General features: G+C 69.4%; 26 protein-coding genes. 15 read left to right on the top strand and 11 right to left on the bottom strand.

The window, feature by feature from the left end:
* Positions 1-30: 30 nt before the first annotated feature.
* Positions 31-492: a hypothetical protein gene (locus tag HPO96_RS09895; protein WP_171673049.1), complete on the bottom strand. Its 462-nt coding sequence runs from the start codon at positions 490-492 to the stop codon at positions 31-33.
* 67 nt (positions 493-559) lie between these two features.
* Complete coding sequence (locus tag HPO96_RS09900) at positions 560-1,414, bottom strand: LysR family transcriptional regulator (protein WP_171673050.1); 855 nt, start codon at positions 1,412-1,414, stop codon at positions 560-562.
* 73 nt (positions 1,415-1,487) lie between these two features.
* Here HPO96_RS09900 and HPO96_RS09905 point away from each other — a divergent pair, with 73 nt between their 5' ends.
* Positions 1,488-2,690, top strand: a complete 1,203-nt coding sequence (locus HPO96_RS09905) for an MFS transporter (RefSeq protein ID WP_171673051.1) — start codon at positions 1,488-1,490, stop codon at positions 2,688-2,690.
* Here the strand turns inward: HPO96_RS09905 and HPO96_RS09910 are convergent.
* From HPO96_RS09910 to HPO96_RS09920, 3 genes are read right to left on the bottom strand one after another with little or no spacing between them, the layout of a single operon-like run.
* Entirely contained in the window at positions 2,621-3,667 is a 1,047-nt protein-coding gene (locus HPO96_RS09910; RefSeq protein ID WP_171673052.1) for a mandelate racemase/muconate lactonizing enzyme family protein, read from the bottom strand. The genes HPO96_RS09905 and HPO96_RS09910 overlap by 70 nt on opposite strands.
* A gap of 44 nt (positions 3,668-3,711) precedes the next feature.
* Entirely contained in the window at positions 3,712-3,897 is a 186-nt protein-coding gene (locus HPO96_RS09915; protein ID WP_171673053.1) for a DUF5703 family protein, read from the bottom strand.
* Between the two features lie 32 nt (positions 3,898-3,929).
* Entirely contained in the window at positions 3,930-4,871 is a 942-nt protein-coding gene (locus tag HPO96_RS09920) for an aldo/keto reductase (protein ID WP_171673054.1), read from the bottom strand.
* A 51-nt stretch (positions 4,872-4,922) separates the two neighbouring features.
* Here HPO96_RS09920 and HPO96_RS09925 point away from each other — a divergent pair, with 51 nt between their 5' ends.
* Complete coding sequence (locus HPO96_RS09925; protein WP_171673055.1) at positions 4,923-5,972, top strand: LLM class F420-dependent oxidoreductase; 1,050 nt, start codon at positions 4,923-4,925, stop codon at positions 5,970-5,972.
* A complete protein-coding gene (locus HPO96_RS09930; RefSeq protein ID WP_171673056.1) occupies positions 5,973-6,800 on the top strand; it encodes an undecaprenyl-diphosphate phosphatase in 828 nt (275 codons plus the stop codon).
* A gap of 8 nt (positions 6,801-6,808) precedes the next feature.
* Here the strand turns inward: HPO96_RS09930 and corA are convergent, their stop codons facing one another.
* Positions 6,809-7,780, bottom strand: a complete 972-nt coding sequence (gene corA / locus HPO96_RS09935) for a magnesium/cobalt transporter CorA (protein ID WP_337796571.1) — start codon at positions 7,778-7,780, stop codon at positions 6,809-6,811.
* A 49-nt stretch (positions 7,781-7,829) separates the two neighbouring features.
* Here corA and HPO96_RS09940 point away from each other — a divergent pair, with 49 nt between their 5' ends.
* Genes HPO96_RS09940 through HPO96_RS09950 form a run of 3 tightly spaced genes read left to right on the top strand, consistent with a single transcriptional unit; the run spans position 7,830 to position 9,878 of the window.
* Positions 7,830-8,507 (top strand): histidine phosphatase family protein, encoded by a 678-nt coding sequence (locus tag HPO96_RS09940; protein WP_171673058.1) that lies wholly within the window; start codon positions 7,830-7,832, stop codon positions 8,505-8,507.
* 13 nt (positions 8,508-8,520) lie between these two features.
* Positions 8,521-9,096, top strand: a complete 576-nt coding sequence (locus HPO96_RS09945; protein WP_171673059.1) for a DUF3090 domain-containing protein — start codon at positions 8,521-8,523, stop codon at positions 9,094-9,096.
* Positions 9,093-9,878 carry an SCO1664 family protein gene (locus HPO96_RS09950; RefSeq protein WP_171673060.1) on the top strand — a complete coding sequence of 262 codons (786 nt, stop codon included), beginning with the start codon at positions 9,093-9,095 and terminating at the stop codon, positions 9,876-9,878. Before HPO96_RS09945 ends, HPO96_RS09950 begins: the two co-directional genes overlap by 4 nt.
* Here the strand turns inward: HPO96_RS09950 and HPO96_RS39590 are convergent.
* Positions 9,833-10,735 carry a cupin domain-containing protein gene (locus HPO96_RS39590; RefSeq protein WP_171673061.1) on the bottom strand — a complete coding sequence of 301 codons (903 nt, stop codon included), beginning with the start codon at positions 10,733-10,735 and terminating at the stop codon, positions 9,833-9,835. The genes HPO96_RS09950 and HPO96_RS39590 overlap by 46 nt on opposite strands.
* An 87-nt stretch (positions 10,736-10,822) precedes the next feature.
* On the opposite strand from HPO96_RS39590, the gene HPO96_RS09960 reads away from it, so the two are divergent.
* Positions 10,823-11,620: an NmrA family NAD(P)-binding protein gene (locus HPO96_RS09960; RefSeq protein WP_171673062.1), complete on the top strand. Its 798-nt coding sequence runs from the start codon at positions 10,823-10,825 to the stop codon at positions 11,618-11,620.
* An 85-nt stretch (positions 11,621-11,705) separates the two neighbouring features.
* Entirely contained in the window at positions 11,706-12,926 is a 1,221-nt protein-coding gene (mshC, locus tag HPO96_RS09965; protein WP_171673063.1) for a cysteine--1-D-myo-inosityl 2-amino-2-deoxy-alpha-D-glucopyranoside ligase, read from the top strand.
* A gap of 19 nt (positions 12,927-12,945) precedes the next feature.
* Here the strand turns inward: mshC and HPO96_RS09970 are convergent, their stop codons facing one another.
* The 4 genes from HPO96_RS09970 to HPO96_RS09985 all read right to left on the bottom strand — a co-directional run bounded on the left by HPO96_RS09970 (position 12,946) and on the right by HPO96_RS09985 (position 16,114).
* Complete coding sequence (locus HPO96_RS09970; protein WP_171673064.1) at positions 12,946-13,281, bottom strand: YnfA family protein; 336 nt, start codon at positions 13,279-13,281, stop codon at positions 12,946-12,948.
* Between the two features lie 210 nt (positions 13,282-13,491).
* Complete coding sequence (locus HPO96_RS09975; protein ID WP_171673065.1) at positions 13,492-14,379, bottom strand: hypothetical protein; 888 nt, start codon at positions 14,377-14,379, stop codon at positions 13,492-13,494.
* A 22-nt stretch (positions 14,380-14,401) separates the two neighbouring features.
* A complete protein-coding gene (locus tag HPO96_RS09980) occupies positions 14,402-15,178 on the bottom strand; it encodes a L,D-transpeptidase (protein ID WP_171673066.1) in 777 nt (258 codons plus the stop codon).
* 84 nt (positions 15,179-15,262) lie between these two features.
* Entirely contained in the window at positions 15,263-16,114 is an 852-nt protein-coding gene (locus tag HPO96_RS09985) for a PAC2 family protein (RefSeq protein ID WP_171673067.1), read from the bottom strand.
* A gap of 155 nt (positions 16,115-16,269) precedes the next feature.
* Here HPO96_RS09985 and HPO96_RS09990 point away from each other — a divergent pair, with 155 nt between their 5' ends.
* From HPO96_RS09990 to HPO96_RS10020, 7 genes are all read left to right on the top strand, one after another.
* A complete protein-coding gene (locus HPO96_RS09990; protein ID WP_337796572.1) occupies positions 16,270-16,917 on the top strand; it encodes an HAD family hydrolase in 648 nt (215 codons plus the stop codon).
* Between the two features lie 64 nt (positions 16,918-16,981).
* Positions 16,982-18,547, top strand: coding sequence for an ABC transporter substrate-binding protein (locus tag HPO96_RS09995; RefSeq protein WP_171673068.1), 1,566 nt, complete (start codon positions 16,982-16,984; stop codon positions 18,545-18,547).
* Positions 18,548-18,766: 219 nt separating this feature from the next.
* Entirely contained in the window at positions 18,767-19,762 is a 996-nt protein-coding gene (locus HPO96_RS10000; RefSeq protein ID WP_171673069.1) for an ABC transporter permease subunit, read from the top strand.
* A 61-nt stretch (positions 19,763-19,823) separates the two neighbouring features.
* Positions 19,824-21,581 (top strand): ABC transporter substrate-binding protein, encoded by a 1,758-nt coding sequence (locus HPO96_RS10005; protein WP_171673070.1) that lies wholly within the window; start codon positions 19,824-19,826, stop codon positions 21,579-21,581.
* A 91-nt stretch (positions 21,582-21,672) separates the two neighbouring features.
* Positions 21,673-22,686, top strand: coding sequence for an ABC transporter permease subunit (locus HPO96_RS39595; protein WP_171673071.1), 1,014 nt, complete (start codon positions 21,673-21,675; stop codon positions 22,684-22,686).
* On the top strand, positions 22,683-23,738 hold the full coding sequence (locus HPO96_RS10015) for an ABC transporter ATP-binding protein (protein WP_171673072.1): 1,056 nt from the start codon (positions 22,683-22,685) through the stop codon (positions 23,736-23,738). Before HPO96_RS39595 ends, HPO96_RS10015 begins: the two co-directional genes overlap by 4 nt.
* 5 nt (positions 23,739-23,743) lie before the next feature.
* Positions 23,744-24,826 (top strand): ABC transporter ATP-binding protein, encoded by a 1,083-nt coding sequence (locus tag HPO96_RS10020; protein WP_171673073.1) that lies wholly within the window; start codon positions 23,744-23,746, stop codon positions 24,824-24,826.
* Positions 24,827-24,837 lie beyond the last annotated feature (11 nt).

The following is a 24,837-nucleotide window of genomic DNA, read 5'->3' on the forward strand; positions in this document are numbered from 1 at the left end:
CGCGGTCGCGGCGGGCTGTTCACGACAAGTTCAGCAAGGTTTGACGGCGCTGTAGTTCAGTCCGTTCCAGGTGAACTGGCCGTGCCAGGCGCCCGGGGTGAGGACGGGGTCGCTGCCTTGGTCCGAGATCAGGGTCGCCCGGGTGCCGCCGGTCTGGTTGTTCACGTAGGACCAGAAGTCCGTGGAGTAGGGGTAGGTCTCGCAGCGGAGGAAGTCGGTACGGTCGCCGCCGTAGCCGGAGTCGGTGTACACGCAGAAGTTGCCGTAGGCGCAGGTCGAGGGGTCACCCCATTGGTCGGGGGACTGGACGGTCGTGACCGCGCCGCCGTCGGCCCAGCGGACCTGGTTCGCCGAGATCTGCTGCCCGCCGTGCTTCGCCAGGACGGCGTCGACCCGGCGCTGGACGGCGGCATCGGGGCCGGCGGCGACGGCGGGCGAACTCAGCGGGATCACGGCCAGCACGGCGACCGCCAGAATGCGAGAGATGAACATCGATGACCTTTCGGATCATGGGCGGATCTTCAGGACTCCCGCACCCTAACCTCCGGGAGGTCCATGCCTAGGGCAACAAGTTCAGCGTTTCGCGGAGTCGGCGGAGACGGGTCATCAGGGGCGTGGGTGGGGTAGGGGTGGTGACGACGGAGAGGGTGAGGCGGTGGCGGAAGGGGGCTGGGATCAGGCGTTCGCCGGGGTGGAGTTCGGTGGCGAGGGCGCTGCGGGGGACCAGGGCGAGGTGGGTGCGGCGGCGGGCCATGGCGACGGTGGTGCCGAGGGTGACGCCGCGGCGGGGGAGGGCGCCCAGGGCGCCGAGGCGGGCGGCGATCTCGTCGGAGCCGCGGTCGTAGGTGGAAAAGGGGACGGGGCGGTCTTTGAGGGGGTGTTTGCCGGGGGTGGGGAGGGCGGCGCCGGTGGGGACGAAGAGGACGAGTTCGTCGCGGCCGACGCGGCGGGCGACGGTGCCGCGGGGGAGGGTCATCTGGTCGGCGATGGCGATGAAGGCGGCGTCCAGGGTGCCTTCGGCGACGCGGTCGGCGAGGTTCCGGCCGTGGTCGACGACTTGTTCGAGGTCGAGTTCGGCGTCCAGGACGGGGAAGAGGATCGGCGCGAGGCTGGCGAAGGTGCCGATGACGAGGCGGCGGCCGGTGGCGGCGGCGCGGGCGGCGTCGTAGACCTCTTCGAGGTGGCTGAGGATGTGACCGGCGCGGCGGGCGAGCTCGGCGCCGGCCGGAGTGGGACGGGCCCCGCGGGTGTCGCGGTCGAAGAGTTTGGCGCCGCAGAGGCGTTCGAGGCGGGCCAGGCGCTGGGAGGCGGCCGGCTGGGAGATGCGTAGTTCGCGGGCCGCGGTACCGACCGCGCCGGTGCGCGCGATGGCTTGGACGAGGCGCAGGTCGTCGACGGCTGGTAATGAAGCCATAGGCACAGCTTATGGCAGTCGCCAAGCACCGGCTGCCTACCAGACGCCTTGCAGAGCACCAAGAATCGAAGGCATGCGAGATGCGCTGGTGCTGTTGGTCGGGGGCGCGATTGCCGAGCTGGCGTTCCGGTTCGCGCAGGTGGCGTTGCCGCTGGTGGTGTTGCAGGAGACCGGGTCGGTGGCCGCTACCGGGTTGGCTGGGGGCGCGGCGGGGCTGCCGGTGCTGTTGTCGCCGTGGTGGGCTCGCAGGGCGCGGCAGTGGGTCGACTCCGGGCCACGGCTAGCGGTGGTTGCGGCGGGCTCGGCCGGCGTGTTGGCGATCGTCCCGGCTGCGGCTGGGCTCGGCGTGCTGACGCCGTGGCTGTTGGCGCTGAGCGGCCTGCTGCTCGGGTTCGGCGACGCACTCTCCTCACCTGGACGGACGGCTCTGCTCGCTGACACGGGTGACAAATGGGGTGAAGGCCGTGCGGTGGTCCTCCTGACCTGGCAGGACGGACTGCGTCGGGTCGGCATGGTGATCGGCCCGCCGATCGCTGCCGTCGCGGTAGCGGCTGGGATCACCGAAGGGCTGCTGTGGGCCGAGGCGGCAGTGGTGCTCGGTAGCGGGTTGCTGGCGGTCCTGGTCCGGGCCGAACGCAGTAGCGGCGACACAGCAGCGCCGTCCATTCGGAAGAGCCTTACCGGACGCCGGGAGGTCGCGCTCGGCTGGATTGTCCGCGGGACGGGCTGCGTGACCTGGTTCGCATTCACGCTCGGCCTGTCGGTGCTGGGCGCGCAGCGCGGTCAGCCGGGTGTCTATCTGGCCGCCGGGATGAGCGGGTACGGCGTGGGCGCGGTGTTGGGCACTGTGGTCGCCATGAAGGTGGTCCGGCGGGTGGAGCCGGTGCGGCTGGCTGCGGTGTCCTGGGCGGTGGTCGGACTGTGCTGGGCAGGGATGGGCATCTGGACGCACCCGGCCAGTACCGCTGGGTGGGCGGCTGTCGCTGGGGTCGCCGTTGTGTGGGGGATCGCGGCGATCTCCCAGACCATCACCCGGTCGTCGTCAGGCCCGGATCGGCGTGCGCTGCTCTCCGGGCAGTCCGTGGTCGTGAACGCGTGCAGCTCGGCCGGTCTGCTCGCCGGTGGCCCGGTCATCGCGGTTATCGGCGTCCAGGCCACGCTGATCGCCTCCGGTCTGCTGACGGTCTTCGTCGCCGCAACAGTCGGCTACGTCGCCAGGTCGATGCCGAAGCCTGGGCGGTCGGCCAGTGTCAGTACGCCGTCCGCGAGCGTGTAGCCGTCGTCGACGGTTCCGGTCGTGTGGCCTGGGACGCCCTCGATGATGTCCACGTTGCCCAGACCGGCGGCCAGGTGGGCGGCGTACAGGGTCTTCAAGGGCAGACCCCAGGCGTGCGGCGAGGCTTTGATCGGGAGGTCGGGCATGGTCCGGCGCCAGGCGGTGAGGCCGTGGCCGACGACGTCCATAAGCGCGACGTCGATCAGGCCCGCGGCGGCCAGCCGGAGGATGTGACCGACGTTCGGATCGAACTCGCCGTCGGCGATCCGGGCCGGCCGGGCGGGGTGGTCACGCAGGTACTCGAGGTCTTCCCAGCGCTCCGCGAGCGGCTCCTCGAGCCAGTAGAGCCGGACGTCGGCGACGGCCTCCAGGTAGGCGATCAGGGTGTTCATCGAGTAGCCGTCGTTCGCGTCGACCAGGATCTCGGCGTCCGGGTAGAGCTCGCGGGTCTGCCGGGTGACGACGATGTCCCGCTCGAGCCCGGCGTCGTGCGGCATCCAGCGGTAGCCGCGGCCGATCTTGAGTTTGAAATCGCGGAACCCGAAGGCGTGATCCTGCGCGAGATTCCGCGCGATCACCGGCAGGCCGCTGTCCAGGTCGTCGAAGTAGATCCCGCCGCTGTAGGCGCAGACGGACGGCGCCCCGGCCGCCCCGATCAGCACGTGCACGGGGACGTCGAGCACCCGCGCGGCCAGATCGTGCAGCGGATAGTCCAGGAACAGCGCCCCGGCGTCGATCACCCCGATCGACGGCTCGATCAACTCGGCCAGGTTCCGGCCGATCAGCGCGGCCGGATCACCCGGCCCGAGCGCGAGCCCCCACCCGGTTGCGCCCTGCGACGTGGTGACGACGTACGCCGTCTCCACCGCACCCGTGCCGTGGTCGCCGCGGAACGAGTTCCGGCCGACGGGCCGCAGGTACCGCGCGCCGACCTCGGCGGTCGTGATCGAGCTGATGACGTGCTGGGAGAGCGTCATCCCTGCAACCTATCCAGCCGCAGGCCTGCCGAACCCCAGGAAAGCTAGAACGTGCGCATGACCTTGATGATGCGGCGGCGGAGCCAGACGCGGCGGGTGCCGTCGGGGTAGCGGCGGAGGCGGGCCAACTCCCAGCCGCCGTACTCGGCGTGTTCGGTGAGTAGGCGGCGGACCGCGCCGCGGGTTTCCGTTCGGGAGACTTCGAACTGCTGCAGCTCGTATTCGGCCATCCGCACCTCCAGCTACCTCGACAGCGTCGTCCTCACGAGACATCCTCCAGCGCGGCCGCGATGGCCGGCGGCAGAGTCAGCTCCTCAACACCCAGCACCGATTTCAGCTGCAGCGCCGTCCGGGCGCCGACGATCGCCGCCGACACGCCGGGCCGGTCCCGCACCCAGGTGAGCGCGACCTCGAGCGGGCTCCAGCCGAGCCCGTCCGCGGCGCGTGCCACCGCTTCCACGATGCCCGAACCGCGGCCGTCGAGGTAGGGGTCGACGAATCTGGACAAATGCTGAGACGCGGCGCGGGAGTCCGCCGGGATGCCCGTGCGGTACTTCCCGGTCAGCACGCCGCGCCCGAGCGGCGACCAGGCCAGGACGCCGATCCCCAGCCCGCCGGCCGCGCGGATCGCATCGGCCTCGGCGTCCCGGGCGAGGAGCGAGTACTCCACCTGGTTCGACACCGGGACGGCGCGGCCGGGCCAGGCCTGCTGCCAGGTGACGGCGCGGGCCGACTTCCACCCGGCGTAGTTCGAGACGCCGACGTAGCGCACCTTGCCCGAGTTCACCGCGTGGTCGAGCGCGGAGAGCGTCTCCTCCAGCGGGACGTCGTCGGACCAGGTGTGCAGCTGCCAGAGATCGATGTGATCGACGCCGAGCCGGCGCAGCGAGGCATCCAGATCGCGGAGCAGCGCGCCGCGGGAGGTGTCGGTGATCCGCTCACCCCGCCGGACGCTGAACCCGGCCTTGGTCGCGATCACGACGTCGTCACGCTCGACGACGTCGCCGAGCAGCGTGCCGATCAGGCGCTCGCTGTCGCCGTCGCCGTACGCCGCGGCGGTGTCGATCAGCGTGCCGCCGGCGGCGACGAACGCGGCGAGCTGCTCGCGCGCCTCGTGCTCGTCGGTGTCCCGGCCCCAGGACATGGTGCCCAGGCCGAGCCGACTCACCGCCAGACCACTGTGACCGAGATAGCGCTGCTGCATAACCCGAGCCTATTGCGACCCACCGACAACCTCTCGCTAGGCTCGCCAGTCATGCGACTCGGACTGAACATCGGCTTCGTCTTCGGCGACGAGCACCTGGACCACCTGAAGCTGGTGAAGGAGGCCGAGGCGCTCGGCTTCGGCGTCACCTGGGCGGCCGAGGCCTACGGCTCGGACGCCGCCACCCTGCTGACCTGGATCGCCGCGCAGACGACGACGATCGACGTCGGCGCGGCCGTGTTCCAGATCCCGGCCCGGACACCCGCGATGACCGCGATGACGGCCGCCACGCTGGACCGGCTGTCCGGCGGCCGGTTCCGGCTCGGGCTCGGCGTGTCGGGGCCGCAGGTGTCCGAGGGGTGGCACGGCGTCCGCTTCGACAAGCCGTTGGCCCGCACCCGCGAGTACGTTGCCATCGTCAACGCCGCGCTGCGGCGCGAGACGGTGGAGTTCCACGGCGAGCACTTCACGCTGCCGCTGCCGGACGGGCCCGGCAAGGCGCTGAAGCTGTCCAGCCGCCCGCTCCGCGACCACGTGCCGGTCTACCTGGCCGCGGTCGGCCCGAAGAACCTCGAGCTGGCCGGCGAGATCGCCGACGGCTGGCTCGGCATCCTGAACGACCCCGCCTATCTTGGAGAGCAGTTGAAACACATCGAGACGGGACGCCAGTCCCGTCAGCTGGGGCTCGACGGTTTCGACGTCGTCGCTTCGGTTCCGCTGATGACCGGAGACGACCTGAACGCCGCCGCGGACCCGATCCGCGGGTACGCCGCGCTCTACATCGGCGGCATGGGCAGCCGGGAGAAGAACTTCTACAACGCGCTCGCCGTCCGGATGGGCTACGCCGACGAGGCCAAGCAGATCCAGGATCTCTACCTGGCCAAGCAGCACCGGGACGCGATGGCCGCCGTCCCGCAGGGTTTCATCGACGGCATCTCGCTGCTCGGCGGCAAGGAGCGGCTGGCCGAGAAGCTGACCGCGTACGCCGAGGCGGGCGTGACGACCGCCGCCGTGACGCCGTTCGCCCCGACCGTCGACCAGCGGATCGCCGACCTGCGCGTCCTGGCCGAGGCGCTCGAGCTGTCCGGGGTCGGTGCCTGAGTGACCATCTGGGACGCCATCATCCTCGGCATCGTCGAGGGTCTCACCGAATTCCTGCCGATCTCCAGCACCGGGCACCTGACGATCACCTCGAAGGCGCTCGGCCTGAAGATCGACGATCCGAGCGTGACCGCGTTCACCGCAGTGATCCAGTTCGGCGCGATCGCCGCCGTCGTGTTCTACATGTGGGGCGACATCCGCCGGTACGCCGTCGCCTGGTTCAAGGGGCTGACGAAACCCGAGCACCGCGGCACGTTCGACCACCGGATGGGCTGGTACGTCGTGATCGGCTCGCTGCCGATCTGCATCGTCGGCTTCCTGGCCCGCGACATCATCTCCGGCCCGCTGCGCAGTATGTGGTGGGTGGCCGGCTCGCTGATCGTCTGGTCGTTCTTCATGGTCGCGGCCGAGCGGCTCGGCTCGAAGAAGCGGCCGCTGGAGAAGGTCACGCTGACCGACGCGATCGTGATGGGCCTGATCCAGTGCCTGGCGCTGATCCCTGGCGTGTCGCGCTCCGGCGCGACGATGACCGCCGGTATGTTCCGCGGCCTGGAGCGGGTCGCCGTCACCCGGATCGCGTTCCTGCTCGGCATCCCGGCGCTGGTCGGCGCGGCCGTCTTCCAGCTGCCCGACGCGCTCGGCGGGGACGTCGGCGTCGTCCCGCTGATCGTCGGCACCGTGGTCAGCTTCGTCGTCGGCTACGCCTCGGTCGCCTGGCTGATCCGGTTCGTCGCCAAGCACACCACCGAGGTGTTCGCGTTCTACCGGCTGCTGCTCGGCATCGTCATCCTGATCCTGCTCGCCACCAGCACGATCACCGCGACCTAGAGCTAGAGCTAGAGCCAGCCGACCTTGCGGAACAGGCCGTACATGGTTCCGCAGACGCTGCCCATCAGCAGCAGGACGGCGTAGTACCCGAAGTGCCAGCGCAGTTCGGGCATGTTGTCGAAGTTCATGCCGTAGATGCCGGCCAGCATGGTCGGCACCGCGGCGATCATCACCCAGGCCGAGATCTTCCGCATGTCGTCGTTCTGCTGGACCGAGACCCGGGCCAGATGCGCGTTCAGCGCCGAGCTGAGCAGCGTGTCCAGCCCGTCGGTCTGCTCCGAGACCCGGACGACGTGATCGGCGACATCGCGGAAGAACGGCGCGGCCTGCGGGTTGATCCCGGGGACGCCGTGCGCGAACGCCTCCATCGGCTCGCGGAGCGGGAAGATCGCCCGGCGCATCTCCAGCACCTCGCGTTTGAGCTTGTAGATCCGCTCGGCGTCGCTGGTCCGCTCCGGGGAGAAGACCGAGGTCTCGACCTCGTCGACGTCCACCTCGACCTGCTGGGCGACCTCCTCGTAGCCGTCGACGACCGAGTCGCAGATCGCCCACAGGACGGCGGCCGGGCCGTGGCCGAGCATCGAGGCCCGCTCCTCGAGCGTGTGCCGGGTGGTGGCCAGCTCGGCGCCGTCGCCGTGCCGGACGGTGACGACGTACCGGGGGCCGACGAAGACGCTGACCTGCCCGGTCTCCACCTGATCGCCCTCGTCGACGTACCAGAGCGTGCGCAGGACGACGACGAGCGCGTCGCCGTACCGCTCGACCTTGGGCCGCTCGTGCGCGCGGACGGCGTCCTCGACGGCGAGCTCGTGCAGCCCGAACAGCTGCTGGACACGGCGCATCTCGGCGTCCGTGGGCTCGTGCAGGCCGACCCAGCCGAAGGTGTGGTCGTGCTCGTCGAGGGTCTGGGCGACGGTCTCGGGTTCCTTGGGCAGATCGAGCCGCTCGCCCTCGGCGTACACCCCGCAGTCGACGATCACCCGCCCATCATGGCACCGCGACTTGGCCGGACCGGATAACGTGCACCTCATGCCCACGGTGATTCTGGTCCGGCACGGCCGTAGCAGCTCGAACACGTCCGGCACGCTGGCCGGTCGCACTCCGGGGGTGAAGCTGGACGAGACCGGCGTCCAGCAGGCCGACGCGGTCGCGCAGCGGCTCGCCGGGCTCCCGCTGGCCGCGATCGTCACCTCGCCGCTGGAGCGTTGCCGGCAGACCGCGGCCGCGATCGCCAAACAGCACCCCGGCCTGCGCCCGGCGACCGACCGCAGGCTGACCGAGTGCGGGTACGGCGACTGGACCGGCCAGAAGATCGCGACCCTGGCGAAGGACCCGCTGTGGGCCGTCGTCCAGGCGCATCCGTCGTCCGTCACGTTCCCGAACGGCGAGTCGATGCGGGCGATGCAGCAGCGCGGGGTGGACGCGATCCGCGCCCACAACGCCGCCCTGCCGGACGACGCGATCTGGGTGGCCGTCTCGCACGGCGACGTGATCAAGGCGATCGTCGCCGACGCGCTCGGCCAGCATCTGGACACCTTCCAGCGGATCGTCGTCGACACGGCGTCCACCACGATCATCACGTACACGCAGACGCGGCCCTTCCTGGTCCGCCTGAACGACACCGGCAGCGAGCTGGCGTCGCTGATCCCGAAACCCGCTGCCAAGGGCAAAAAGCAGTCCTCGGACGCGGTTGTGGGTGGACGGTAATAGGGTCATAGGTATGGCACGCGTCGTTCACTCGTACGACGGACCCGAGCGGTTCGTCGCCGGCACCGTGGGGGAACCCGGTGCGAGGACCTTCTTCCTGCAGGCCCGGGCCGGTACCCGGCTGACCTCGGTGGCCTGTGAAAAGGAACAGGTGATGGCGCTCGCGGAACGGCTCGACGTGATGCTGGACGAGGTCGCGCGGCGGTTCGAGCGCGAGCCGGCGACGCCGACCGGGCCGGACGACACCGACCCGCTGGAGCAGCCGATCGAGGAGGAGTTCCGGGCCGGCACGATGACGCTGGCCTGGGAGGCCGACGCCGAGCGGGTGGTGATCGAGGTGTTCTCGGTCGTCACCGCCGAGCAGGCCGAGCTCGACGAGGAGGACCCGGTCGCCGCGGCGATGGAGTCCGAGGACGGCGAGGTGTTCATCGTCCGGCTCAGCGAGCAGCAGGCCCGGGCGTTCGCGCGGCGCGCGGTCGCGCTGGTCGCCTCCGGCCGGCCGAGCTGCCCGTTCTGCGGCCGCCCGATCGATGCCGAGGGCCACATCTGTCCGCGGGCCAACGGCTACCGCAGGCACCTGCCGGAATGAGCGAGCTGCTCGCCGGCGGGGAGCTGTCCCTGCACGGCCGGTTGACGGCCGCCTCGAACGGCACCTTCCAGGGCTCGGTGAGCCTGGGCGGGGAGACCGCGACGGTGGTCTACAAACCGGTCCAGGGCGAGCGCCCGTTGTGGGATTTCCCTGACGGCACGCTCGCGCAGCGTGAGTACGCGGCGTACGTCGTCTCCGAGACACTCGGCTGGTCGATCGTGCCGCCGACGCTGCTGCGCGACGGGCCGCTCGGCGAGGGCATGGTCCAGCTGTGGATCGACGAGGCCGTGCTGACCGCGGGGGAGACCGAGCTGGTCGACATCGTCCCGCAGGGGCAGGTGCCCGCAGGCTGGGTCGGCGTCGTCGACGCGCTGGACGGGCGGCACAACCCGGTCACGCTCGTGCACGCCGACACGGCCGAGCTGCGGCGGATGGCCGTCTTCGATGCCGTGGTCAACAATGCGGATCGCAAGGGCGGCCACGTGCTGAACCCGGGCGACGGGCGGGTGTTCGGCGTCGACCACGGGGTCACGTTCAACGCCGACGACAAGCTGCGGACGGTGTTGTGGGGCTGGGCCGGTGAGCCGATCGAGGCCGGTCTGCTGGACGACGTACGCCGCCTGTCGGACGGGCTGGCCGGTGGGCTCGGGCAGGAGCTGCTCAAGCTGATCACCGCGGTCGAGCTGACCGCGACGCGGGAGCGCTGCGCGACGCTGCTCAAGACGGGTGTCTATCCCTACCCGAGTGAGGACTGGCCGGCCATTCCGTGGCCTGCCTTCTGATAGCTGCTCGGGCTGAGCCCGCGCTCGCGTTTGAAGGCGGCGCTGAAGCCGAAGGCATCGGCGTACCCGACGCGTCTGGCGACGGTCGCGACCGTCGCGCCGGGCTCGGTGAGGAGATCGGCGGCCAGCGTCATCCGCAGCTCGGTCAGGTAGCTGAGCGGCGCCTGGCCGGTCAGTTCGGTGAACCGGCGGACGAGCGTCGTCCGCGAGACAGCCGCGATCTCGGCGAGGTTGGCGAGCGTCCAGCCGGCGGCGGGGGAGCCGTGCATCGCTTGCAGCACCGGCCCGGCGACGGAATCGCCGAGCGCGCCGTACCAGGGCGGGGGATTCTGGTCGAACCACTCGCGCAGCGTGCAGAGCATCAGCCAGTCGAGCAGCCGGTCCGGGCTGAGGCGGTTCAGGGCACCGGCGGCGATGCGGTCCTGGAGGTAGTCGAGCAGCGGGGTGCAGTCGTGGTCGTCGGTGACGACGATCACCGGCGGTAGTTCGTCGAGCAGCCGGCGGGGGAGCTCCTGCCGAACGTGGTAGGCGCCGGCCATCAGGACGGTGCCCGGGTCGGTCGGCGCAGCGGCCTCGACGCGGCCGTCGCAGCGGACGTCGATGGTCGGGCCCGGCCGGTCCGGATCGTCGGTGAAGACGAACGGCTCGGGGCCGCGGACGACCGCGGTCTGGCCGGGTTCGACGCGGTGCGGGTCGGCGCCGTCGACGACGAGCCAGCCGGCGCCGAGGAGCGGCGTGCAGAAGGTCAGCGCGGCGCCGTCGACGAAGCGGAGCGCGTACGGCGGCGCGAGCACCGGCGTACCGAGGACGCCGCCTTCGGAACGGATGCCGCGGAGCAGGTCGTCGAGGGGATCCACGACGACCACCTTAGAGCGGGCCGGGTGGACATGCGCTCGGTCCGATCGCCCATGGGATACCGGAGTGGGCCCGGATTGACTACAGGTATGACGATTCTCGTGTTGGGAGCAACAGGTAAGACGGGTCGCCGCGTGGTCGAGCGGCTGCGGGCGCGCGGTGTCGACGTCCGGGCGGCGTCGCGGTCGAGCGAGGTGCGGTTCGATTGGACGGACTCCTCGACGTGGGCGGACGCCGTCCGCGATGTGGAGGCGATGTATCTGGTCGCGCCGGAGGATCCGGCCGTGATCGAGCCGTTCGTGACGGCGTCCGGGGTGCGGCGGATCGTGCTGTTGTCCGGCCGCCGGATGGATGCGGCCGCGGGGCGGTTCGGGGGCGGGATGGTCGAGGCGGAGCGCGTGGTCCGGTCTTCGGGTGCGGAGTGGACGATTCTGCGGGCGAACAACTTCGCGCAGAACTTCGATGAGGATCTGTGGCACGAGCCGGTGCTCAGCGGGCGGCTCGCGTTACCGGCGGATGCGGTGGGGGAGCCGTTCATCGATGTAGAGGACCTGGCGGACGTCGCGGCCGCCGTCCTCACGTCGGCGGGGCACGGCGGGCAGGTCTACGAGTTGTCGGGGCCGGAGTCGCTGACCTTCGCGGAGGCGGTCGCGACGATCGCCAAGGTGTCGGGGCGATCGGTCGACTACGTGCCGCTGACGCCGGCGGCGTACGAGGCGGAGCTGCTGGCGGCCGGCTGGCCGCGGGAGGCCGCGGACGAGCTGAACGGGTTGTTCGCGATCATGGCCGAAGGGCATCTGGCCGAGCCGACGGACGAGGTGGCCCGGCTGCTCGGGCGGCCGGCGACGACGTTCGCGGAGTACGCCGAGCGGGTCTGGGCAGGGTAGCCGACGCGCTTGCGGAGCGGCGGTGCGACCGGGGAATGGAACCGTGTCGGTTCGCGGAATTCCGGGCTGACATAAGCTCCAGGACATGCAGGCGTGGACGAATCCAGACATCCCGGTCGTGCCGGGCCCCGCCCGGCGGCTGCGGCTGCACGACACCGCGTCGGGCGGTCCGGTCGAGGTGCCGCCGGCCGACGGCGGCACGGCGCGGATGTACGTGTGCGGGATCACGCCGTACGACGCCACCCACATGGGCCACGCCGCAACGTACGTGACGTTCGACCTGGTCAACCGGCTCTGGCGGGACGCTGGTTACGACGTGGTCTACACGCAGAACATCACCGACGTCGACGACCCGCTGCTGGAGCGCGCGGCCGCGACCGGCGTCGACTGGACGGAGCTGGCGCACAAGGAGATCCAGCTCTTCCGTGACGACATGACCGCGCTGCGCGTCATCCCGCCGCAGCACTACATCGGCGTCGTCGAGTCGATCGATCTGGTCGCGAACGCGGTCGCCGAGCTGCAGCGCGCCGGGGCCGTGTACTCCGTCGACGGTGACCTGTACTTCGCGGTGAAGGCCGATCCGGCGTTCGGCAGCGTGTCGAACTACGACCGCGAGACGATGACCGCGCTGTTCGCCGAGCGTGGCGGCGATCCGGAGCGGGCCGGCAAGCAGGACCCGCTGGACAGCCTGCTCTGGCGGCGCGAACGTCCCGGTGAGCCCGCCTGGGAGTCGCCGGTCGGCCGCGGCCGGCCGGGGTGGCACGTCGAGTGCTCCGCGATCGCTCTCGAGCACCTCGGGATGTCGTTCGACGTCCAGGGCGGCGGCTCGGATCTGATCTTCCCGCATCACGAGATGTCGGCCAGTGGCGCGCAGGTTGCCACCGGCAAGCATCCGTTCGCCCGCGCGTACGTCCACCAGTCGATGGTCGGGCTGGACGGCGAGAAGATGTCGAAGTCCAAGGGCAACCTGGTGCTGGTCTCCAAGGAGCGCCTCGCGGGCACCGACCCGATGGCGATCCGCCTGACCCTGCTGGCCCACCACTACCGGACCGACTGGTTCTGGACCGCCGAGAGTTTGCTCGAGGCGCAGAACCGCCTGGATCTCTGGCGCGCGGCCATCTCCCGGGGCACCGCAGCCGACGCGGCGCCGGTTGTCGACGCGCTTCGCGCCGCGCTGACGAACGATCTGGACACGCCCGCGGCCCTGTCGGCCGTGGACACCTGGGCCGAAACCAACGGCGACGACCCGGAAGCGGCCGCGCAGGTCGCCCAGGCCGTGGACGCCCTGCTCGGCGTCAAGCTCTGACCCCGGGGGAGGGGAGGGGCTAGGCGCCGCGCGGCGCGTACATGATCACGGCGACGCCGAGCAGGCAGCAGGCGGCGCCGAGGAGATCCCAGCGGTCGGGGCGGAATCCGTCCAGGAGCACGGCCCAGATGAGTGAGCCGGCCACGAAGACGCCGCCGTACGCGGCCAGGATGCGGCCGAAGTTGGGGTCGGGCTGGAAGGTCGTGACGAAGCCGTAGGCGCCGAGGGCGAGCACGCCGGCCGCGATCCACCACAGGCCGCGGTGCTCACGCCAGCCCTGCCAGATCAGCCAGGCGCCGCCGATCTCCGCGATCGCGGCCAGGACGAAGAGCACGACGGAACGGACGATCGTCATACCCGGACGCTATCGCGTGTCCCCCGCAATCGATCTTGTACAAGAGGTCTTGTCTAATCGCCCGGGCGCAGCGCCCAATTTTTGAGGGAAAGCGGAACACGCGACGACGGTAAGGACAGGAGGTAGTCGCCTCAGTTGGTGGCCGGCCGCCTGCGGGGAGGCGGGCCGGCGGCCCGGTTGGGGGACTACCTCCTGTCGTTCGCGACCGTGTCAGCCGGTGACAGGGAGGTGGGTCTTGACCGGGGTGGGCTGGGGGGCGGCCGGGGGCTGGTGGACCGGGGGTGTGGGTTTGGGGGTGGTCGGCTTGGGGGTCGGCTTGTGGACGACCGGTTTGGCGCAGGTGGCCGAGGCGAACTTGAGGATTTGCGCGCCGTTGCCGAGGTTGACGGTGAGTGCGGTGATCGTGAAGGAGCCGTCCGCGTTCTTGGTCTGCTGGTTGACCGCCAGCGAGATGAGCGGGTTGGCGGGGGTGCTGAACGACTGGCTCGTGGTCGGGATGGAGAGCTTCTGACCGAGCAGCGTCAGCGAGCCGATGTCGACGCCGCCCTTGCCGGCCGAGCACCAAACGTTGACGGCGTCCAGCGCCACCAGCGAGGTCGGCGGGGTCAGGAGCAGCTTGCACAGGTCGGGAAGGTTCTTGACCGGCAGGTCCTTGAGGCTCAGCGGCGGCAGCGGCAGGCCGAGATCGGGGAGCGCGAGATCCGGGATCGGCAGGTCGCCGGCGCCGGTCGGCGGGAGCGTGTCGCACTGCTTCTTCAGATCCGGCGGGATCGGGATCTGGCCGAGCGCCCCGGCGCCGATCGACAGGTCGATCAACTCGACCGAGGCCGAGTTGTTGCCCGCGGTGACCGTGCCGGCGCGGACGTCGAGCAGCGGGTTGCTGGGGAGTTCGAGCGCGGACGACGACACCCGCTTACCGTCCGCGGACTCGACGTACGGCGTCTTGTTGATCGGCAGCTGTCCTTCGCCGCTGACGGCGTACGCCGAAGAGGGCCGGGCGGCGGCGTTGCCGACGGGGGCGCCGGCGACCAGGCTGAACGCGACCACGCCGAGGACGGCGGCGCCGGTCACGACGGTCGGCACGAGCTGTCGTCGCATCTGCGGACTCCTCACATCAACGTCACTTGTTGTCGATCAGAACGAGCGTCCCGAGCGGGACGCGCTGAAGTTTGGCCAGGGCGGTCTTCGGCACCCGGACGCAGCCGGCGCTGATCGCCGCGCCGAACACGTCGGCGCGCGGCCAGCCGTGGATCGCGACCGTACCAGGGCCGCCACCGAACGTGTCGAGCGTGGGACTGTGCGCACCCAACGGCAGCACGATCGGGGACGCGGAGCGTTTGTGGTCGACGATCGAGCCGAGCAGGAAGGTCCGCCCGGCCGGGGTCGGGGTCTTGCGCGCGCCGACGCCGGCCTTCCAGACGCCGAGGCGGCGGCCCTTCTCGAACAGCTCGATGGTCCGGGACGCCGTGTGCACCCGGATCAGGTACGACGAGGCCGCGCGCTGCAGCCCGTCTTCGCGCAGCCAGCCGGTCGACCGGTTCGGCTTTGACGGCAGCAGCACCCGGACCCATCCGTCGGTCTGGTCGACCACGGGCAGCCAGGTCGGCCCGAACTGCTGGGGCGCGATCTTGCCGAACGGCTCGCCGTCCGGAGCGGTGTAGAGGGCCGTCTCCACCGGCGGATGCACGACAGCGCCGGACGTTGTCGCGTACGGCTCGGTGTCGAGCGGCGCGGTCGCGATCGTGGACTGCGTGCTGGACGCCGAGAGCAGGGTCAGATCGACCGGCGGCGGCTCCTCGGACTTGTCCCCGAAGATGCCGATATAGGCGACCACGCCGAGGATGACGAGCACGGCAAGGGCAGGGATCGAGCTGCTACCCCGCTCCGACCTGCGCATCCGCCCGCTCCCCGTGACCGTCCAGCCGTGTTCGACGACGACTCTAGGACGATCGGCGCGGTTTGTTAACCCGTGAGTAGCAAATTACTGCGCGTCAGGGTGATTCTTGTTCCGCCGCCGCAGGTACCGCTCGAACTCGGCGGCGATCGCATCGCCCGAGGCTTCGGGCAGATCGGCGGTGTCACGCTGCTCCTCCAGGGACTGCACGTACTCGGCGACCTCCGGGTCCTCCTCGGAGAGCTCGTCGGCGCCGCGCTGCCAGGCGCGGGCCATTTCGGGCAGCTCGCCTTCGGGGATCTGCAGGTCGAGCAGCGCCTCGATCTTGCTGAGCAGCGCGAGCGAGGCCTTCGGGCACGCCGTCCCCGCGATGTAGTGCGGGATGGCGGACCAGATGGAGACGGCCGGGACACCGAGCTGGCCGCAGAAGTCGGCGAAGACGCCGGTGATCCCGGTGGAGCCCTCGTACGTCGACGGCTCCAGGCTCCAGGACGCGCTCAGCTCGGCGTCGGACGACGTCGCGGAGACCGGGATCGGCCGGGTGTGCGGTGAGTCGGCGAGCAGGGCGCCGAGGACGACGACGATCTGCGCGTTCGACTCGTCGACGACCTCGAGCAGCTCCTGGGTGAAACCGCGCCAGCGCATGTTCGGCTCGATCCCGCGGATCAGCAGCACGTCGCGGTCGGTGTCGTCGGGCCGGGCCAGGTAGATCCGGGTGGTCGGCCAGGTGAGGCGGCGGTCGCCGTTCTCGTCGAAGCCGACCTCGGGCCGGATCACCTGGAAGTCGTAGTACTCCTCGGGGTCGATCTCGGTGACGAGCTCGGCGTGCCACTCCTCGATCAGATGGTCCACTGCCCCGGTGGCGGCTTCGGCCGCGTCGTTCCAGCCCGCGAATGCGGCGATCACGACCGGGTCCCTCAGGTTCGCGAGGTCAACCACTCGCAGGCCCCCTGTCGTCTTGTCAGCGATCCGGCGTGGCCGCCGGAATCCGGACTGCCAGCCTACGTCGTTCCGCCGACGGACGTGCCGCGTTTCACCTCCAGCGGAACGTGTCGGAAAATGGGTGCGGAACCGTCGTCGAGTGAGGAGTGGCAGTGCTGCGGGCTGTGCTGTGGGACATGGATGGAACGCTGGTCGACTCCGAGAAGGTGTGGGCCGCCGTGCAGTTGCGCCTGATCCCGGAGCTCGGCGGGACGTGGACCGACGAGGACAGCCTCGGGCTGCTGGGCAGCGACCTGCGGGACGCCGCGCAGGTGTGGCTGGCCGCGCTGCCGGCCGGGGTGATCACGGCCGAGGAGCTGGCGAGCCGGATCTTCACCGAGGTGGTCGAGGAGCTGCGCCGGGAGGTGGAGTTCATGCCGGGCGCGCTGGAGCTGTTGCAGGGGCTGCGCAAGGCCGAGATCCCGTGCGGGCTGGTGTCGGCGTCGTACCGGGTGATGATCGAGGCGGTGCTCGGGCACCTGCCGGCGGATCCGTTCGACGTGATCATCGCCGGTGACGAGGTGACCAACGGCAAGCCGCACCCGGAGCCGTATCTGGCGGCGGCGGCGAAGCTCGGCGTCGATCCGGCGGACTGTGTCGTGATCGAGGACTCGCCGACCGGGACGGCGGCGGGTACGGCGGCCGGCGCGTACGTGGTCGCTGTACCGCATTTCGTGCCGATCCCGGAGGCGCCGCGCCGGTTGGTCGTGCGGTCGCTGGAGGCCGTGACGCCGGAGTCGTTGCGGGAGTTGCTCCGCTGAAGCGTTACCGTCACCTGGTGCCCTCGGGGGCCGTTACTGGGGTATTGGGCTGGGGAGGGGTGAGATGGTGAGCGAGTTGTGGCGGCGGGTCGTGGCGACGGCCGCGGTCGGCGGGTTGTGCGCCGGCGTGGCGGCCTGTGGCGATCCGGATGACAACGCGCCGCACACCGGCGCCTCGACGCCTCCCGAGCTGGTGATCCGGGTGGTGACGACGGATGCGCCGTCCGCGCTCGATCCCGCCGGCCGGTCGGACGTCGCCTCGCGGACGGTCCAGGGGAACGTGTTCCAGACGTTGCTGACGATCCTTCCGGGTAAGCCGACCCCGGTGCCGGATGCGGCGGACTGTCAGTTCGACTCGCCGACGACGTACACGTGCAGCCTGAAGGAAGGGCTGAAGTTCCCGAACGGGCATGATCTGACCTCGTCGGACGTGCGGTTCAGTTTCGAGCGGATGGTCGGGCTGAAGACGCCGGGCGGGCCGGCGGCGTTGTTCGCGTCGGTGACGTCGGTGAGTACGCCGGACGAGTTGACGGCCGTGTTCAATCTGAAGGCGCCGGATGCGCGGTTGCCGTATCTGTTGACGACGACCGGCGCGTCGATCGTCGACGAGGAGTCGTATCCGAAGAACAAACTGCTGGAGTCGTCGGCGGTGGGCAGCGGTCCTTACCAGTTGACGGCGTACAAGCCGGGGGAGTCGGTGACGCTCGCGAAGTTCGCGGCGTACAAGGGCTCGCGGGGGCCGCGGAACGACGGCGTGCTGATCACCACGGTCAAGGATGCGGTCGCGCTGAACCGGGAGATCACCGCGGGGAAGGCCGATCTGGCGTACCGCGGGTTCACGATCGGCCAGCTGGACAAGTTGCGAACGTCGGACAAGGTGCAGGTGGTCGAGTCGGCGGATGCGTCGATTCAGGCGTTTGCTTTCCAGCTGCGGTCGGCGACGGCGCGCAAACCCGGCGTCCGGCGGGCGATCGCGCAGCTGATCGATCGGCCGGCGCTGGTGAAGAAGGCGTACGCCGAACATGTGGATCCGCTGTATTCGCTGGTGCCGCCGGGGTTCGGCGGGGCGACGGAGGCGTTCCGGTCGGAGTACAAGCAGCCGAACAAGGCGGCTGCGGCGGCGCTGCTGAAGGGCGTCGCGTTGCCGGTGCCGTTGACGGTCGGGTGGACGCCGTCGCAGTACGGGCCGGGTGCGAAGGCGGAGGTGCTTGAGCTCAAGCGGCAGCTGGATGCGTCGGGGTTGTTCCGGGTGACGTTGCGGGCCGCGGAGTGGCCGCAGTACCAGCAGGCGGTGCGGGCCGGCTCCTACGATCTGTTCCACGTGGGCTGGGTGCCGGAGTATCCGGATGCGGACGACTATCTGGCGCCGTTCATCGGGACCGGCGGGCCGTTCCCGATCGGGTATCGCTCGGCCGCGGCGAACCGGTTGCTGCAGCAGGAGCGTAGCGAGCAGAACGGCATCCGGCGGGACGAGTTGCTGGGGCAGCTGCAGGAGGTTTTCGCCCGTGAGGTGCCGGTGCTGCCGGTCTGGCAGGGGCGCCTGACGGTGGTCGGCGGGGCCGATCTGGAGAACGTGAGCGGAGTGCTCGATCCGCTCGGGTTTTTGCACCTTTCCGCACTGCGTAAATGACACAAAGATGCCATGGCAGTAACGTTTCGAGATGCCGTGGCGACCGTGCGTACGACGGCGTGATTCACTGCGATTGTGTCCACGATACGGGACGATGTACCGGGGGTCACGATCGGGCAACGGGGGTTCGCAGAGTTTGACTCCGGAGCGTCGTGGCGGCAGGTTTAGGCGGCGGTCGGACGCGGTTTTCCGTTGACTTCGAACTTGGGAGCGGATCTGGTGACAGCACCACTTGAGGTTGAGCCCGGGGCGGCGAAGGCCGATCCCGAGGCGGTGCTTCGTGGCGCGGGGCCGATCGAGGGCCGGTCGCTGAGCAGGATCGCGTGGAGCCGGCTGCGCCGCGACAAGGTCGCGCTGGCCGGTCTGGTCGTGATCGTGCTGCTGATCCTGATGGCGGTCTTCGCGCCGCTGATCGTGAAGCTGATCGGGCATCCGCCGAACGAGTTCAACCAGGACCTGATCGACACCAAGGGTGGCACGCTCGCCCCACTGGGGACTTTCGGCGGGATGAGCTGGGAGCACCCGATGGGTGTCGAGCCGGTGAACGGCCGCGACATCATGAGCCGGGTCATCTACGGGTCCCGGATCTCGCTGCTGATCGCGTTCTTCGCGACCCTGCTGTCGGTGGTGATCGGGACGACGCTGGGCACCATCGCCGGGTTCTTCGGCGGCTGGGTGGACCAGCTGATCAGCCGGATCATGGATGTCTTCCTGGCGTTCCCGCTGCTGGTGTTCGCGATCGCGCTGGCCGGCGTCGTCCCGGACGACGCGTTCGGGCTGAAGGGCGACAGTCTGCGGATCGTGTTGCTGATCTTCATCATCGGCTTCTTCAACTGGCCTTATATCGGCCGGATCGTGCGCGGTCAGGCGCTGTCGCTGCGTGAGCGCGAGTTCGTCGACGCGGCCCGCAGCCTGGGCGCGCGGCGTCCGTACCTGCTGTTCACCGAAATGCTCCCGAATCTCGTCGCGCCGATCCTGGTCTACGCGACGTTGCTGATTCCGACGAACATTCTGTTCGAGGCCGCGCTGTCATTCCTGGGCGTCGGCGTCCGGGCGCCGACGGCGACCTGGGGCGGCATGTTGTCGGATGCCGTCACCTACTACACGATGCCGCATTTCATGTTGTGGCCCGGTCTGGCCATCTTCATCACGGTGCTGGCCTTCAACCTGTTCGGTGACGGGTTGCGCGACGCACTCGATCCGCGCTCACGCTGAGCCGGTCAACTGGTATTGACACTCATCACTGGTACGCAACATTAAGGGGTGTAGGGGCACGATGAGCGCGAAACGATGGAAGGTGGGCGTCGGTCTGTCCGTTGCCCTGGCGCTGGGCCTGTCGGCCTGCGGCGGGAGCGGCTCGGGCGGCGACAAGGGGACCACCGGTGGCGCCAAGTCCGAGTTCAACGCGGCGCTGACCGCCGTGGTGAACCCGTCGGACAAGAAGGGCGGCATCGTCAAGCTGGCCAACGGCGACGACTGGGACAGCCTGGACCCGGGTGAGACCTACTACGGCTACGCGTGGAACTTCGCGCGGCTGTACGGCCGCTCGCTGCTGATGTTCAAGTCGGCGCCGGGCACGGAGGCCAACGAGCTCGTTCCGGACCTGGCCGAGGCCAAGGGCGTGCCGAGCGACGGCGGTAAGACCTGGACGTACAAGATCCGCGCCGGGGTGAAGTTCGAGGACGGTACGCCGATCACGTCGAAGGACGTGAAGTACGCGGTGCTGCGGTCGACCGACAAGGAGACCTTCCCGAACGGGCCGGCCTACTTCGAGGCGATGCTGAACCTGCCGGCCGGTTACAAGGGCCCGTACAAGTCGAAGGGCGTGAACACCGACTCGGCGATCTCGACGCCGAACGACCAGACGATCGTGTTCCACCTGAAGAACGCGTTCGGCGGGTTCGACTACCTGGCGCAGCTGCCGCAGACGATGCCGGTCCCGGAGGCCAAGGACACCGGCGCGAAGTACCGCGAGCACGTGATCTCCAGCGGCCCGTACAAGTTCGACAAGGTCGAGGCCGGTAAGCGGTTCAACCTGGTCCGCAACGAGAACTGGGACCAGGCGACCGACCCGAACCGCAAGGCGCTGCCGGACGGTTACGAGGTCGCGCTGAAGGCGAACGCCGACGACATCGACAACCGGATCATCTCCGGTGACCTCGACGTCGACGTCCAGGGCACCGGCGTGCAGCCGGCGTCGCTGAGCAAGGTCCTGACGGACCCGGCGCTGAAGGCGACCGCGGACAACCCGACGATCGCGCGGCTGTGGTACACCTCGATCAACCCGACGGTGCCGCCGCTGAACAACATCGAGTGCCGTAAGGCGATCGAGTACGGCATGGACCGGACCAGCTACCAGACCGCGTACGGCGGCGAGTTCTCCGGCGGTTCGCTGGCGACCACGATCATGCCCCCGCTCATCCCGGGCTACCAGCAGTTCGACCTGTACCCGTCGGACGGCGGCAAGGGCGACCAGGCGAAGGCCAAGGAGGCGCTGACCAAGTGCGGTCAGCCGAACGGCTTCTCGACCAACATGGCCTACCGTTCGGACCGTCCGCGCGAGAAGGCGACCGCGGAGGCTTTCCAGCAGGCGCTGAAGCCGCTCGGTATCAACCTGACCCTGAAGGGTTACCCGTCGGGTGACTACTTCTCGCAGTACGCCGGCAACCCGCCGTTCGTGGTGTCGAACAAGATCGGTCTGTCGACCAACGGCTGGGGTGCGGACTGGCCGGACGGCTTCGGCTTCCTGTCCCAGATCGTCGACAGCCGGGTGATCCGGCAGACCGGCGGTTCGTCGAACACGTCCGTCCGGATCCCCGAGGTGGACAAGATGCTGGACGCGGCGATCGCGGAGACCGACGACGCCAAGCGTGAGGCGATGTGGGCGCCGATCGACAAGCGGGTGATGGAAGAGGCCGTGATCTACCCGGGTGTCTACGCCAAGAGCCTGCTGGTGCGGCCGAAGAACCTCACCAACGTGTTCATCAGCGACGCGTTCAACATGTACGACTACCTGGCGCTGGGCGTGAAGTAGCGGTTCCCGTTCGACGACTCACGGTTAGGTAGGTGAAGGCGACGAGGGCCCGGTCCGGGATTCCCGGACCGGGTCGCTCGTGCCAGAAACAGTGATTACTTACATCGTCAGGCGCCTGTTGGCGGCTACGGGCCTTCTGGTGATCGTCAGTGCGATCACGTTCTCCATCTTCTATCTGGTGCCGCGGCTGGCCGGCGCGACGCCGGAGACGCTGGCGACCCGGTACGTCGGGCGCGCGGCGACCGAGGAGACGGTGAAGCTCACCGCCGAGCGGCTCGGGTTCTACGACCCGATCGCCGTGCAGTACTGGAACTGGGCCAAGGGCGTCGTCGTCGGCGCGGAGTACGACTACGGCTCGGGTGTGGAGAGCTGCCCGGCGCCGTGCCTGGGCTACTCGTTCATCACCAAGCAGCCGGTGTGGCCGGAGTTGCTGGACCGGATACCGGTGACGTTGTCGCTCGCGGCGGGCGCTTCGCTGTTGTGGTTGCTGGCCGGTGTGGCGACCGGCGTGTTGTCGGCGCTGAAACGCGGTTCGATCTTCGACCGGGGCGCGATGATCATCGCGCTGGCCGGGGTGTCGTTACCGATCTTCTTCACCGGGTTGCTGTCGCTGGCGATCTTCAGTTATCAGCTGGGCTGGACGTTGCCGGGCGGTAGTTATACGCCGTTCACGGAGAATCCGGTGGTGTGGAGTCAGTCGTTGATCCTGCCGTGGATCACGCTGGCGTTCCTGTTCTCCGCGCAGTACGCGCGGCTGACCCGGGCGGGCATGCTGGAGACGATGAACGAGGACTTCATCCGGACGGCGCGGGCCAAGGGCCTGCCGGAGCGGACGGTCGTCGTGCGGCACGGGTTGCGCGGTGCGCTGACGCCGATCCTGACGATCTTCGGTCTGGATGTCGGGCTGCTGCTGGGCGGCGCCGTCCTGACCGAGAAGACGTTCTCGCTGCCGGGGCTGGGCAAGTACGCGGTGGACGGGATCGTGGCGAACGACCTGCCGAAGATCCTCGGGGTGACGCTGGTCGCCGCGGTGTTCATCATTCTTGCCAACCTGGTGGTGGACCTGTTGTACGCCGTCATCGACCCGAGGGTGCGTAATCAATGAGCAGCGACGATTCGGTCCAGCGGATCGAGCGCGGCGCGGCGTTTCTCGACGTCCGCGATCTGAAGGTGCACTTCCCGACCGACGACGGGCTGGTGAAGTCGGTCGACGGGATCTCGTTCCAGCTGGAGCGCGGTAAGACGCTCGGCATCGTGGGGGAGTCGGGTTCGGGTAAGAGCGTGACGAGCCTGTCGATCATGGGGCTGCACAAGCGCGGCGTGGCGCAGATCAGCGGGCAGGTCTTCCTGGACGGCCAGGAGCTGGTGTCGTCGACGCCGGACGAGGTGCGGCTGCTGCGCGGTAAGCGGATGGCGATGATCTTCCAGGATCCGCTGTCGGCGATGCACCCGTTCTACACGGTGGGTCAGCAGATCATCGAGGCGTACCGGGTGCACAACAAGGTCAGCAAGCAGGTCGCGCGCAAGCACGCGATCGAGATGCTGGACCGGGTCGGTATTCCGCAGCCGGACAAGCGCGTGGACGCGTACCCGCACCAGTTCTCGGGCGGGATGCGGCAGCGCGCGATGATCGCGATGGCGCTGTCGTGCGACCCGGACCTGCTGATCGCGGACGAGCCGACGACGGCGCTGGACGTGACGGTGCAGGCGCAGATTCTGGATCTGATCCGGGATCTGCAGCGGGAGTTCAACTCCGCGGTCATCATCATCACCCACGATCTCGGCGTGGTGGCCGAGCTGGCCGACGACATCCAGGTGATGTACGCCGGTCGCGCGATCGAGTACGGCACGGCCGAGGAGATCTTCGAGAGCCCGCAGCACCCGTACACCTGGGGTCTGCTGGGTTCGATGCCGCGGATCGACCGGGAGCGGACCGAGCGGCTGATCCCGATCAAGGGCACGCCGCCGAGCCTGATCAACGTGCCGAAGGGCTGCGCCTTCAACCCGCGCTGCAACTACGCGCATCTGAACGGCGGGGCCAGCGAGACCGATCGTCCGGAGCTGCTCGATGTGGGCGCCGGGCACAAGGTCGCCTGCCATCTCTCCCCGGGTGAGCGCGCCAAAGCGTGGGAGACCGACATCAAGCCGAAGCTGTGAACGGGATGACTGTGAGCACTGAAGAGATCGATCCGACCGCCGTCCCGGGCGTGGTGGAGCCGGCCATCGGCGAGGAGCTGTTGTCGGTCAACGGCCTGGTGAAGCATTTCCCGATCCGCAAGGGGCTGTTGCAGCGTCAGGTGGGTGCGGTCCAGGCGGTCGACGGGCTGACGTTCAACGTGACGCGCGGTGAGACGCTGTCGCTGGTGGGGGAGTCGGGCTGCGGTAAGACGACGACGGGCCGGCTGTTGACCCGGTTGCTGGAGCCGACGTCCGGCGAGATCGTCTTCGAGGGTCGCAACATCAGCCATCTGAGCGAGGGCAAGATGCGTCCGCTGCGGCGCGACGTGCAGATGATCTTCCAGGACCCGTACGGGTCGCTGAACCCGCGGCACACGGTCGGCAAGATCGTCGGGGCGCCGTACCGGCTGCAGAAGGTGCAGACCGAGCACGGTGTGAAGCGCGCCGTCCAGGAGCTGCTCGAGCTGGTGGGTCTGAGCCCGGAGCACTACAACCGGTACCCGCACGAGTTCTCGGGTGGTCAGCGGCAGCGGATCGGGATCGCCCGGACGCTCGCGTTGCGGCCGAAGCTGATCGTGGCCGACGAGCCGGTCTCGGCGCTGGACGTGTCGATCCAGGCGCAGGTGGTGAACCTGCTGGAGGACCTGCAGAAGGAGTTCGATCTCACCTACGTGATGATCGCGCACGACCTGTCCGTCGTCCGGCACGTCTCGGACCGGGTCGCGGTGATGTACCTGGGCAAGATCGTGGAGCTGGCCGACCGGGTCAGCCTGTACGAGAAGCCGATGCACCCGTACACGGTCGCGTTGCTGTCGGCGGTCCCGGTGCCGGACACCAAGCGCAAGGGCAACGTGCAGCGCATCCGCCTCGAGGGCGACGTCCCCAGCCCGATCAACCCGCCCCCGGCCTGCCGCTTCCACACCCGCTGCTGGAAAGCCCAGGACATCTGCAAGACCACCGAACCCCCGCTCCTCCAACTGGCCCCCGGCCACCAGGCCGCCTGCCACTTCCCGGAGAACCAGCCCGGCGACAAGCCCGTGACCCCGGCGGCCTCCGAAGCGAGCTGAGCTGAGCCGGC

The sequence above is a fragment of the Kribbella sandramycini genome (genome assembly GCF_013131805.1).
GTDB lineage: Bacteria > Actinomycetota > Actinomycetes > Propionibacteriales > Kribbellaceae > Kribbella > Kribbella sandramycini.